12 protein-coding genes are annotated in these 12142 nt (G+C 62.5%); 6 read left to right on the forward strand and 6 right to left on the reverse strand.

Features of this window, described 5'->3' with window-relative positions:
- Positions 1–424 precede the first annotated feature (424 nt).
- Both AC1RWI_RS36660 and AC1RWI_RS36665 read right to left on the reverse strand, forming a co-directional pair.
- A complete protein-coding gene (locus AC1RWI_RS36660) occupies positions 425–1132 on the reverse strand; it encodes a pirin family protein (protein ID WP_492870751.1) in 708 nt (235 codons plus the stop codon).
- 82 nt (positions 1133–1214) lie between these two features.
- Entirely contained in the window at positions 1215–1979 is a 765-nt protein-coding gene (locus tag AC1RWI_RS36665; protein WP_043345815.1) for an SDR family NAD(P)-dependent oxidoreductase, read from the reverse strand.
- A gap of 141 nt (positions 1980–2120) precedes the next feature.
- Between AC1RWI_RS36665 and AC1RWI_RS36670 the strand changes: the two genes are divergently transcribed.
- The 5 genes from AC1RWI_RS36670 (at position 2121) to AC1RWI_RS36690 (ending at position 5606) form a co-directional block, all read left to right on the forward strand.
- Positions 2121–3038: a LysR family transcriptional regulator gene (locus AC1RWI_RS36670; protein ID WP_043345816.1), complete on the forward strand. Its 918-nt coding sequence runs from the start codon at positions 2121–2123 to the stop codon at positions 3036–3038.
- 174 nt (positions 3039–3212) lie between these two features.
- Positions 3213–4178: an alpha/beta hydrolase gene (locus AC1RWI_RS36675; RefSeq protein WP_492870752.1), complete on the forward strand. Its 966-nt coding sequence runs from the start codon at positions 3213–3215 to the stop codon at positions 4176–4178.
- 34 nt (positions 4179–4212) lie between these two features.
- Positions 4213–4617, forward strand: coding sequence for a nuclear transport factor 2 family protein (locus AC1RWI_RS36680; protein ID WP_043345820.1), 405 nt, complete (start codon positions 4213–4215; stop codon positions 4615–4617).
- A 262-nt stretch (positions 4618–4879) separates the two neighbouring features.
- The gene (locus tag AC1RWI_RS36685; protein WP_158408272.1) at positions 4880–5023 is read left to right on the forward strand and encodes a hypothetical protein; all 144 of its coding nucleotides are present in this window, start codon (positions 4880–4882) and stop codon (positions 5021–5023) included.
- A 97-nt stretch (positions 5024–5120) separates the two neighbouring features.
- Positions 5121–5606 (forward strand): RcnB family protein, encoded by a 486-nt coding sequence (locus AC1RWI_RS36690; RefSeq protein ID WP_492870753.1) that lies wholly within the window; start codon positions 5121–5123, stop codon positions 5604–5606.
- Positions 5607–5629: 23 nt separating this feature from the next.
- Here the strand turns inward: AC1RWI_RS36690 and AC1RWI_RS36695 are convergent, their stop codons facing one another.
- Together AC1RWI_RS36695 and AC1RWI_RS36700 are read right to left on the reverse strand one after the other, a co-directional pair.
- Complete coding sequence (locus AC1RWI_RS36695; protein ID WP_492870754.1) at positions 5630–6661, reverse strand: SWIM zinc finger family protein; 1032 nt, start codon at positions 6659–6661, stop codon at positions 5630–5632.
- Between the two features lie 16 nt (positions 6662–6677).
- Positions 6678–9341 (reverse strand): DEAD/DEAH box helicase, encoded by a 2664-nt coding sequence (locus AC1RWI_RS36700; RefSeq protein ID WP_492870755.1) that lies wholly within the window; start codon positions 9339–9341, stop codon positions 6678–6680.
- Positions 9342–9969: 628 nt separating this feature from the next.
- On the opposite strand from AC1RWI_RS36700, the gene AC1RWI_RS36705 reads away from it, so the two are divergent.
- Positions 9970–10332: a DUF3307 domain-containing protein gene (locus tag AC1RWI_RS36705; RefSeq protein ID WP_492870756.1), complete on the forward strand. Its 363-nt coding sequence runs from the start codon at positions 9970–9972 to the stop codon at positions 10330–10332.
- A 234-nt stretch (positions 10333–10566) separates the two neighbouring features.
- Here the strand turns inward: AC1RWI_RS36705 and AC1RWI_RS36710 are convergent, their stop codons facing one another.
- Both AC1RWI_RS36710 and AC1RWI_RS36715 read right to left on the reverse strand, forming a co-directional pair.
- Entirely contained in the window at positions 10567–11241 is a 675-nt protein-coding gene (locus AC1RWI_RS36710; protein ID WP_492870757.1) for a hemerythrin domain-containing protein, read from the reverse strand.
- Positions 11219–11494, reverse strand: a complete 276-nt coding sequence (locus tag AC1RWI_RS36715; RefSeq protein ID WP_492870758.1) for a DUF3079 domain-containing protein — start codon at positions 11492–11494, stop codon at positions 11219–11221. The genes AC1RWI_RS36710 and AC1RWI_RS36715 overlap by 23 nt, the downstream gene beginning before the upstream one ends.
- Positions 11495–12142 lie beyond the last annotated feature (648 nt).

The raw sequence follows: 12142 nt of genomic DNA on the forward strand, positions 1-12142 counted from the left end.
TTTGCATCGATATGTGTTGGCAATGCTCCAACTTCCCAGGACAGAGGGGCGGCGCTTCAGAGGAACTGGGTTCCTTCTCGATGTCGCAGCCGAGACTGCTTCGCGGAGGCGCGCCGACGCTCGGGCCGCTTGAGCGGCAAAAGCGGTGGAAAGCAGGCCAGCGCTACCCGGTGCTTTCCCAAGTAAAGGTCCGCTGATTCGGCCACGCCGACATTAGAGTGGTCGAGCCGCGCGGCCGGTGAATGACTCATCGTGGCCGACTGGCGATCGTCCCTTCCCGACCCGTTGCAGACATCCGGCCACGCGGGATCAACGTCGGGTTCTTATCGCAAAACAGCCAATTAAAGCTACCAAACCGAGTCTTGCGGAAAACGCGGAAACCAGGGGGAATGTCGTCGCGCTCGAGCCCAACGGCACAATGTCTCTACCGCAAAAGCTCGACTATCACGACATCGGTGTCGTCTCGCGCAACCATCGTAAGCTGCGCTTCATCGCTGACCACGACGCCATCGCGCGGCGCGAGCCGGACCGGTCCCACGTCAACCCGACCATGATCGGCAACCAGATACGCCGAACCTGGCGTCGACAACATGTGATGCACCATCGTGCCTTCGCGTAGCGTGGCGATGCGCACGCGCACGTCGGCATTAACGGGAAGCGCCCCCGCGCACACATCTTCTGGATCGCCACTCGCCAGCGTGACGAAGTGACCTTCGCGACAACCGCGCGAACAAATACGCGCCGCCCAACGTGGCGTGCCACCCGGCGTGCGCGGATGCAGCCAGATCTGGAATAGCCGCGCTGGCACGTTTTCCTCGTTGCGCTCGGTATGATGGATCGCGGCGCCCGCACTGATCGTCTGCACGGAATCGGCGACGAGCCGCGCGCGATTGCCCCCGTCGTCTTCATACGTGATCGCACCCGAACGCACCCACGTCACGATCTCCACGCCGCGGTGAGCATGCAGGTCGAAGCCTGAGTGCGGCGCGAACGCATCGTCGTTCCACACATAGAGCGCGCCGAGCGGCGCATGGTCGGCGCGTCCGCATTCGCCGAGGCGGAAATGCAGTCGCGTATCGAGCCGGTCGCGCCTGACTGCGCCAAGCGAAAGGTAAGGACGATGTTCGAACATGTCGTGAATCCGTTCAAGGCGCGCGTACGCGTCGGGCGTGGATGCGATCGGCGAAGACCGCATCCACGCGCCCGGCCTGCGCTTAGATCTGCTGCTGCCCGCCATCGACGAACAGCTCGATGCCGTTCACGAAGCTCGCGTCGTCCGAGGCAAGGAACAGGGCAGCGCTCGCGATCTCGCCAGGCTCGCCGAGGCGCCCCATCGGGATCTGGGCAGCCAGGTAATCGGCAAGACCCTGGCGTTGGGCTGCATCGTCACCGGCGAGGTCGAGCAGGCCGGGCGTGCGCGTCGCGCCCGGGCTGATTGTATTCACGCGGACGCGGCGATCCTTCAGATCGAGAATCCAGCTGCGTACGAAGGCGCGCACCGCGGCTTTCGAAGCCGAATACACGCTGAATGCAGCCGTGCCCGCGCTGCCTGCCGTTGAACCGGTAAGAATCACCGACGCCCCCTCGGCGAGCAGCGGCAACGCTTTTTGCACCGTGAATAGCACGCCCTTCACATTGCGATCGAAGGTGTCGTCGTAGTGTTCTTCGGTGATGCTGCCAAGCGGCAGCATCGAACCGCCGCCGGCATTCGCGAACAGCACGTCGAGATGCCCCTGTTCTTCCTTGATCTGCGCATACAGCGCGTCGAGCTCACCCAGCTTTGTGGAATCGACACGTACCCCCGTCGCGTTGCCGCCTGCTTCGCGGATGCCCCTCACTGCGGCATCTAGTTCGGCCTGACGGCGGCCGGTGAGGTAGACGTGCGCGCCTTCTGCCGCGAAACGCTGTGCAGTGGCGAGGCCGATGCCGCTAGTTGCGCCGGTAACGAGTGCAATCTTGTTGTCGAGCTTGCGTGCCATGGTGCTTCTCCTTTCGTTCGGTAAGTGGATGACTGCGTTCGGTGTTGCGTGCTGCGATGTGAGGAGAATATCGACGCCCAAGGCTTTTCGAAATAGAATTGATTGCAATACAACGTTGCAAAAATGAAAAGATGAGGGGAAATGGCGAAGCTGCCTGATTTCGAAGGACTTGCTATGTTCGCGAAGGTCGCCGAGGAAGGCTCATTCGCGGCTGCGGCGCGCGCGATGGGCGTGTCGGTGGCGACGGTGTCGCGCGGCGTCGCCCGTCTCGAAGACCGGCTGGGCGCGCGGCTCTTCAACCGCACGTCGCGCCAACTCTCGCTCACCGAGTTCGGCCGGACGATCTGCGAGAAAGCCGGAGAGATCTACCGTCAGGCTGAAGAAGCAGAAAGCGCCGCGCGCGAGATGTCGGTGCAGCCGCGCGGACTGGTGCGCTTGGCTGTACCGATGTCGTTCGGGCTGCGCTGGGTAGCGCCGCTGCTGCCCGCATTCTTTCGCGCGTACCCGGAGGTGTCGATCGACCTGCATCTTTCGGATGCGTCAGTCGATCTGGTTGCCGATGGGTTTGACGCCGCACTGCGCATTGCCGCGCTGCCTGATTCGTCGCTGGTGGCGCGACGCCTGTGCGCGGTCACACAATTCGTGGTGGCGTCGCCCGCGTACCTGAAGCGCGAAGGGCGGCCCGCGCATCCGCGCGAACTGGCGGGCCGGCCATGCCTTTCATACGCGTATCGCGCGCGCAGCGATTTGTGGCGCTTCACTAACGCGGCGGGCGAGGAGGAGCCGGTCGTGCCGACCGGCCCGTTGCGCGTGACGAATTCCGATGCGCTGCTGCCCACGCTGCTCGACGGCCTCGCAATTGCCGAGTTGCCCGAATTCATCGCCGGCGAATATCTGGCCGATGGCCGCCTCGAAGCGATCCTCACCGACTGGTCACTGACGAAAGGCGGTCTTTACTTCGTCACGCCATCGGCGCGCGCACGTCCTGCGAAGGTGGCGGCGCTGTCCGATTATTTTGCGGAGCATCTCTCGGAGCCGTCATGGCGATGGCCGAAGTAACGCGTTGGCGAGATTGAGCCCACAGTCTGGATGGCCGAGGATCATTGCATTTTTGCAATGATGAATTTCAAGCAATTCAATTTCGCAAATATCGCGCGATCCGTATTCTCCTTTCCACCGGCTGCACGGCATCACGTCGAAGGCCAACCAACCACACGGAAACGGAGAATTACGATGAACACGCAATCCACGCCGAATACGCCTGACACCGCAACCGTCGCCTTCCTCGATGCGCTCAACCGCGCAACCGGCCCGGCGATCGAAACGCTCATGCCCGTCCAGGCGCGAGAAGTCCTGGCGGGCGCCCAGCGCAGCGCACCGGTCGACGTGTCGGGCATCGACGTCAAGCGCCGCACGATCGAACAGGATGGCCTCGTCGTGCCGGTCGTCGTCCTCAAGCCGCGGAATGCGCCTGGCGTGCAGCCCGTGTTCATGTTCTTCCACGGCGGCGGCTGGATTCTCGGCGATTACCCGACGCACGAGCGTCTCGTGCGCGACCTCGTCGTCCAGTCGGGCGCAGCAGCGGTGTTCGTTGAATACACGCCCTCTCCCGAAGCGCGTTATCCGGTTGCGGTCAACGAGGCCTATGCCGCGACGAAATGGGTCGCCGCACATGGCGAGGAAATCGGCGTCGATGGTGCACGGCTTGCCGTCGTGGGCAACAGCGTGGGCGGCAACATGGCGGCGGTCATCAGCCAGATGGCGAAGGACCGGCAGGGTCCGGCCATCCGCTTCCAGGGACTCATGTGGCCGGTGACGGACCACGCGTTCGACAACGCCTCGTACGATGCCTTCGCCAATGGATACTTCCTGAGCCGCGACATGATGAAGTGGTTCTGGGACGCGTACACGACCGATGAACGCGAGCGAAACGAACGCTACGCGTCGCCGCTGCGCGCATCTATCGACGAGCTGAAGGGCTTGCCGCCCACGCTCATTCAGACCGCGCAGTTCGACGTGCTGCGCGACGAAGGCGAAGCATACGGACATCGGCTCGACCAGGCGGGCAACGACGTGACGACGACGCAGTACAAGGGGACGATCCACGACTTCGGCCTGCTCAACGCACTAGCCGCCGACGCCCCAACGCGCGCCGCCATGCAGCAGATGGCGAACGCCTTGAAGACGCGTCTGCAATAAAGCCGCATCCATTCCTTCTTTTTTCGAGCCGATCATGAACAACGCCAAACAACTGCTTTTCGCCTACCTCGAATCGATTCGCGACCCGCGTGCCGCCGCCGCGCTCTTTGCCAGCGACGGCGTGCTGGAACTGCCTTATCTGAAGTCGCTCGGTATCGACGGGCGCGCGGAGGGACCCGAATCGATCGAGGGATTCATTGCTTCGCTGCTTGTGAAAGTACCGGATTTCGCGTTCAGGAACGTGCGCTTTCTGATCGAAACGCCGGAGCAGGTGTTCGCGGAATATGAAGTTGAAGCGCTCGTGCCGTCAACGGGGAAGATCTATCGCCAGATGTACGCCGGACGGCTCGTGGCACGCGACGGCAAGATCTCGCTGCTGCGTGAAGCGCTGGATACGGTGGCGGCGGCGGATGCGTTCGCCGTGACGCGCACCGCTTGATTGTTGCATTGATGAAAGGCCGCTTTGTCGATCGAAGCGGCCTGAGTATATTTCGTGGGATTGGCCGCTCCTGGCCGATTGCCGCCGCTCCCATTAGCTGCCAACCTGTCCGGCGCTCGGCACCGTCCCCACAGTCATAGGTTGTTGCGGCACTGTTTCGCAGACCCTCGCGCGTGCAGCGCGCTTCTGATCCCCATCCCTACCCTGTACCGTCGGTGGTCCGTTTGAGCCACTGGCGCTGGACGAGGAAACCGAGCTACCGATGGACGACGCGAGCGCCGGCCTAGCGGCGCTGCTGGCCGATCCGGCTATTCAGGGGGAGGAGAGGATGCTGCTGACTGAGGTTGGCGCCACGCTTTATCGGCTGGGCATAGATATGCGGGTGCGGGCGTCGCCGGATATGTGATGAGTACGCGTTACGATTTCGTTACTGGTTTGCTCGGGAGCCCGGAATAGACTGGACGGTACACGCCCATCAATCACGTGGGTTTTTGGAGATCGAGATGCGGAAGATCAAGATGTTCGCCAGCTTTGCGCTGGCGGCGTGTACTCTCACTTCGGCGGCAGGCTATGCCCAAGATAGGGGCCCCGGCGGCGATGATCGCGGAAGGCCGACCATGGGTCACGATCATGGGCAGAATCACGATAACCAGCGCGGCTACAACGACCGAGGCCGAGATGGTGACCATGGCCGGGACGGCGACCACGGTCAGCAAGGTGACAGAGGCTGGGAAGGTGACAGGGGCAGAGGACCGATGGACCATGGGTACGGCCCTGACCGTCGCGCCGATCGCCCGGGGCCCGGTAGCTGGCATAAAGGTGAAAGGGTCCCCTCGGAATACCGTCAGCGTCAGTACGTGATCGATGACTGGCGCGCCTATCGGTTGTCACCTCCGCCGCGCGGATACCAGTGGGTGGGCGTTGGCGGGGACTATTTCCTGGTCGCCGTTCCGACTGGCGTGGTCTTCCAGGTGGTCATCGGGCGCTAGGTTGCGGGCAATGGAATCGGCGTCTAGCGGGACGTACCTTTCACCAGTCGAGTATTGGTGCGCTTGCTTGTCGCAGCCTCTTTCGGGCTGGCCGGCGCGCTCGCCACCTTTGTTTTGCCGGCAACCACGTTGCCGGTTGTTGATTTACGCGGGCCGGCAGAGGGCTTGACTGGTAGCTTCCTTGTCGCCGATTTATTGTCTTCCGCAGTCTTCGCAGTCTTGGCGGTCGCAGGTGGCTTGGGGGTTGCCGGGACAGCCGACCGGGTCGCCTTCTTCGCTGTCGCCTTACCTGCGGGTGGCTTGTTACGTCCGGCGGCAGGCCTTGGCGGCGCGTAAGCGTCAGCCATCTCGATGCCAAACACATCGGCCACCAGCGCGTCGTCGAGCACCTTGCTGGCAGTGGGTCGTTTGGTGGGTTTGGGCAGGCCAGCGGCGGCCTGCTTGACGAGATCGCTGGCATCGACGCGGCGCAAGGCAAAGAGCAATTCCGGCTGTTGGTCGAGCCGCGCGCCGACGCCGTACAGTACGGCAGCAACGTGCTTGCACATTGACGCCCAGTCCGGACAACTGCATTGGAACCTGATTTCCTTCGGCACCGGGAAAAGACCGGTGCCGGATTTGCAGATGCGCTCCATCACCGCTGTCGAGAGCTTGCCCTGCAAGAGTTCCACGATCGAATTGATCGATCCCGCGCAATCGGCGCCAATCGCTCGCCATTGCTTTTCAGTACACGCCGTCACGGTCACGGCGACCGTGTAGAGGCTCGAGCCCATTACCTGCGCGCGGACTTCGCCTGCCGTAATCTGAAGGTCGATCACGGAGCCGTTGCGCACATAGGTGCGGCCGCGCGGCAGGCGGTTGGCATAGTCGCTGTAGCGTTCCAGATTGTCGCACCAGGCCTTGCCCCAGAACGTCTTGGCGATGGCGCCGCGATACGACGCGATTGGCGACAGGACCGCACCAACCTTCTTCGCCTTCGCGGCGGCCCGTTCAGCCTTCTTTTTGCGCTCGGCGACCGAGACATAGGGCTTCCACCCCCCGTAACCGTAATCCATTGCTTCCTCTTGACGGTCAGTTTTCCTGCGCGGCATAAACGTCGAGCTTCACGAGATCGAGCAATTCGCGATCGCTCATCTCGGTGAGCAGGAGTTCTGCGCCGCCCTCCAGCACATCCTGCACCAGTTGCTGCTTCGCTTCGATCAACTGGTCGATACGGTCCTCGATCGTGCCACGGCAGATGAACTTATGCACCAGGACGTTCCTCTGCTGGCCGATACGAAATGCGCGATCGGTCGCCTGGTTTTCCACGGCCGGGTTCCACCAGCGGTCGTAGTGGATCACATGCGAAGCGGCGGTGAGATTCAGACCCGCGCCACCGGCCTTGAGCGAGAGCACGAAGAAGGGGATCAGTTCATCTTCCTGGAATCGCTTGACCAGTTCGCGGCGCTTGGCTACCGGGGTGCCGCCATGGAGCACCAGGCCTTCGCGGCCAAAGATCGAACCCAGAAATGCCGCCAGCGGCTCGGTGGTCTCGCGGAACTGGGTGAATACCAGCACCTTTTCCTGCTTGGCGGCAATGACTTCGGCCAGTTGGCGCAGGCGGGCGAACTTGCCGCTGTCTTCCGCCTTCCAGGCCGCGTCGCCCAGCCACTGCGACGGATGGTTGCAGATCTGCTTGAAGCGCATCAGGAAGCTCAGCACGACACCCTTGCGGCCAATGCCTTCGGCGTCTTCCAGCGCGGCGGCCAGATCCTTCACCGCACGCTGATAAAGTGCCGCCTGGCTCGGGCTCAGGTGGCACCAGGCCTTGAGTTCGGTCTTGTCCGGAAGGTCGTCGATGACCCGCTTGTCGGTCTTCAGGCGGCGCAGGATGTAGGGCCGCACGAGCGTTCGCAGCGGACCGAAGTGCTCGGCCTTCGCCAGCCGCCTGGTAAAGCTGGCAAAGACTTTGTCCGAGCCCAGCAGGCCGGGGTGTGTGAAATCGAAGATGGACCACAGATCGGACAGGCGGTTCTCCACGGGCGTTCCGGTCAGTGCGATGCGCGATTGTGCCTGGAGCTGCTTGACCTGCCGCGTTTGCCTGGAGCCCGGATTCTTGATCGCCTGGGCTTCGTCGACAATGGCAACGCGCCATTGGACGGCCCCCAATACCGGCTGGCGAAGCAACGAGCCGAAGCTGGTGATAACGAGATCGATGTCCGCAAGCCGCGCGGGGTCCAGCGCACGCAAATCGGCCGCCGGCATGACCGACGGATGGGCGATCAGCAGGCGCAGGCCGGGGGCAAAGCGCTCGGCCTCCGCCGCCCAGTTGGCAAGCAGCGATGCGGGGGCGACCAGCAAACTGGGCCGCGCCTCGGCGCTTTCGCGCTTGAGCACGAGCAGCAGCGAGAGTACCTGCATGGTCTTGCCCAGGCCCATGTCATCGGCCAGGCAAGCGCCCAGTCCGAGCCGGGTGAGCAGGTACAACCACCGCACGCCGGCTTGTTGGTAGGGCCGCAGCTTGGCCTTGAGTTCCGCGCCTGGGCTGATCTGCGCCAAGCCCTGCGGCTGACGTAATTCCTGCAGGATATCGGCCAGCCAGGGTCCTGCAACAAGCTGCGACCAGTCGTGGTCAGCGGGGTCGGCGCTATCGTCGAGCGAAACACCGGCCAGAAGGCGTAGGGCCTCATTGAGCGGCAGACCGGTTTGCGCCGCCTTTTCCATGGCCTCGAATCGCTTCATGAGGCGACCGAGTTTTTTCTTGTCCACCTCGACCCAGCGGCCACGGATGAGTTGCAAGCCGTCGGCGCCCTTGAGCAGATCCCTGACCTCGGCGGCGCTCAGACGCTCGCCGTCGAGGGAGACTTCCATGTTGAAATCGAGCAGCGCTTCCTTGCCCAGGAGCGAAGGCGGTTGGGCTCCGACGCTGGCTTTCACGACGGGGCGAGCGGGACGGCCAGCCTGCCAGACGCCTGGGGTGCGTACGACAATGCCGGCGGCTTCGAGTTTGGACAGGTCCGAGAGAAAGCGATGGGCGTCGAGCGGCGTCCAGCGCAGCGGATGGTATATCTCGCCGGTGTCCACCATGTCGCGAAGCCAGTCGCAGTGTTCCGCGGCGCGCTGCACCGGCAGCAGTAACGACAGGAGTTGCGCCTTGCTGCTGGCTCCGGAGAATTCCGCCAGGGCTTGCGACAGTGGCTGATGTTGCGCTTTGCCATGGGCCGACAGGCGCGAGGTGTAAGTCGCAAGAAAGGCGAACGGTGACTCCGGATCCTTGCGGTTCTCAGCGAGGTTGAAATGCACGCGACCGACGAGATTCCAGGCCGGGTGGCGCAATTTGAGGAAATCCTGAAGCGAGACCTTTGCGCTCGCCAGCTCCTGGTGCAAGGCGGAATCGATCTCGCCCCACAGCGTGCCCAGCACCGCTGGCGTGAGATACTCGCCGCCCGTCATCGGCGGCGCATCGGCAATCATGGCATCCAAATCCTTGAGCGCAGGCGTTGCAACCACGATCTCGGCGCCTTCGGGCGTAGCGCACAAGGCGGTGACATAGCGCGCGGCAACATCGCGCCACCAGGCCCAGGCGGGGGGCAAGATGCGGCCGATTTCCGCCGCTCCCAGATGCAGCAGGCCATGCCCCGCCCCCAGCGCAAAAGCACTCCCAAGCCGCAGTCGCGTGTCATCTGCCATGATTGGCGCGCCGTCCTCCGGCATCGCAAGCAGGTGTCCGCCGGGCGTCAGATGTGGTGCGAGCATGTCGGGAGCCGTCACGAGCGACCACCCCAATCGCACGGTTGGTGCAAGCGCTGAAGCCGCATGTGTTCAAGGCAGGCGGCTGAGGAATCAAACAGCGGGCCCTCCGGCATGGTTCGGGCCGGGCGAATCTCCGTTTGCGTCTGGCATGGCCGAACTATCGGGTCGACCAACCGTCCGGGGTATGCCTGTGCGCTGCGTTGCACATGTCTGGTGAACTGTCTTTTCATCTGCTGTAGGACAACCTGATCGCTTATAGTTGCTCACGGAAGCTCGCCCCCGACTCTGCCGCCGGCTAACCAACCTTCAACCTTCGCGGCGGTCCGCCGCGAAGGTCTGAATTTTGCCAAAAGAAACACGACTTTCCATGAAAGGGTACCAAGATTTCAGTTCTTAGCGGATCTGCCAGCGGCGGGGTGTTTCGTGGCAGCAGCGAGGCGGGTTCTGCTACCGCAATGCGCAGATTTAGCTCTGCGACCGGCAGGGCACGATGCCGGATTGGCTGCGGCGGGTGGTCAATGCCGGGCGGTCGGTGGCCTTATTCTTTTCTGCTCATTGATAATGAATAGCCAGAGCGCGGTGCCGTCGCTGGCACGCGCGGTCTGGCACGACTTTGGGTGGAGGGCTGGCCATGGCGTTGCAGCTGCTGTTCGCGCTGTTCACGAAGCATCTCGTGTGCGACTTCCTGTGGCAGCCGCGCTGGATGCTGGCCGGCAAGGGCGACTTTCGCAGCCCGGGTGGCTATGCCCACGCAGGGTTGCATGGCCTGTGTACCGCTACGCTGCTTGGTGGCTTCGGTGTGGCCCACTGGCTCTGGCTAGGGATCTTCGACGCCGTCGTCCACTACATGGTTGACCGCTGGAAGGTGCGCCTGGGCCGAAGCGTCAATCTGACGCCGGACCGGCCGCAGTTCTGGTGGGCATTTGGCGTGGACCAGTACGCGCACGTGCTGACCTACCTCGCGGTGGTCTGGCTCGTCGGGAGGCTGAACTGACTCGTCGAAGCAAAGCGCTGGCCCGACAAACAGGGAGCGGATAAGAAGCGGCTCATCGGGGCGCGGTGGCGCAAAGCGTCAAAGCCCGGTACTTGCGGGGAACAATGCGGCGCAGTCCCGACAGGCACGAGCGTAGAGGCGGGTGCGTTAAAAGCATTGACCGGATCGATCTGGCAGATCCGGGCTGATCCTGGCCGACCTGCAGGCCGCTGGCGCCGTGCAGACAGACGCCCGTCACCCGGGGGAGCTTGCAGAAGGCGTCGACCTTGATCCCATCGCAGCGGGAACGATTGTCACGATCAGCGAGTAGAGCTTGTCGAGGTTGTCGAGGTTGTCTTTGAGTTCGGCCCCGGCAAGTGGATCCCGATTGGCGGCGAACGCAGTGTCAATCACGTTCCAGTCGTCCGACGTCAACAGACGCCGCGCTGCCGGCAAGATCACATCCTCTTCCAGATGCATGTGATTGAAATAAAATCTGGCGTACTTCCCCACCAGGTCGCGAAATGCCGGGAATGCGGCACTGCCCTCCAGCTCATAGCGGGCGAGCGCATGCTCCAATTCCCGCTCCAGCGTCTCGCCCTTGGCGTGCTGGGCTTCCAGTTCAGCAAGCGTCCCGTCGAGTTCGCTGGTCCGCTCCCGCAATCGTGCAAACAGGAAGCGGTCTTCTTTGGGATGGTGCACCTGCTCTGGATACTCGCGAATGTAGTAGAGCATCGCGCGAAATACCATAAGACCCGGCGCCTTCTCTCCTTCATTGATCCGACGCACGAAATGCAGCATGCCATTCATCACGGTCGACAACCGTTCGTGTTCGTCCTGGATAATGCGCACCGCATTGCATTGCTGTGGAAAGTGCATGATCAACTCCTTCGGGGCCAGGTATGCTTCATTCCCGTTCATTGATTCCATCGCGATTCCTTTCCTGACAGCCACTTCCTGGTGTTCGCTGGTCGTCCGGCGTGCCTGGTATTTCGCCGGCCTTGACTGGGGAATCGATGCCCCAGTCGCCACACGCGAGCCAGTCCTCTCCTAGCAATTCAATCGGGTGCTGTGTGCGACTCGAGCCATTTCCACATCGCATCGAGTCAACGGGACAATACTTGTCGCATCCCCAGCAGATCCGCTCGGGATGATTCGGATACAAAGGAAATTTCTTAGCCATCTCGCCGGGAACCGATTACCCATTACCTATTGCCTACGATAAACATTAGACCGTCCTGAAAGATGCGCACGTGACCAAGATCAATGGAAATCGAATGACACCTGCGGATGTGTTTCCTGTTATGTGGAGCGTCGGCGAGTTGCAGTCGGACAGTGCCGAGGCACAGCTTCTGCCCGAGCCATTCACTGCGCAGATAGTCCGTGAGCCGGCGCACGTTCGGGGATGCCAGGAAGGCCGGTGCGGCAGCGTTGGTGCTGTCGTTGGCGGCAAGCGCTAGCGCTTTACGCTGGCAACTTGCGCGCCCAGGTAGCATTGGTGACGTTGGAGGGCGGGCAAGGCGTTGCAATACCGCAATGCGGTGGGGTGGGTGCCAACCTGCTCATACGCTGACTCGTTTAGCTTGGAATGGCGTAGGGGTCTTGATCACGAACGCCCGTTTGTTCAGAACAGCCTTACTGCCCCATAGTCGCCGTTACGGGCTCAATGAGCCTCTCGCTCGGCTTCTCGATCAGCCTCGGAAACCGTGACTTGCACCATAAGCGCTGCCTTCAGCATCTGGTGAAAGCTGCTCTCAGCCGCCGATATAGGACATCTCGATCTTGTTCTCGGCGCGCGCCTGGCGCACCGCGGGGTCGCTGCGCTGTTCGG

Source organism: Cupriavidus sp. MPR-AND1C (assembly GCF_058809705.1).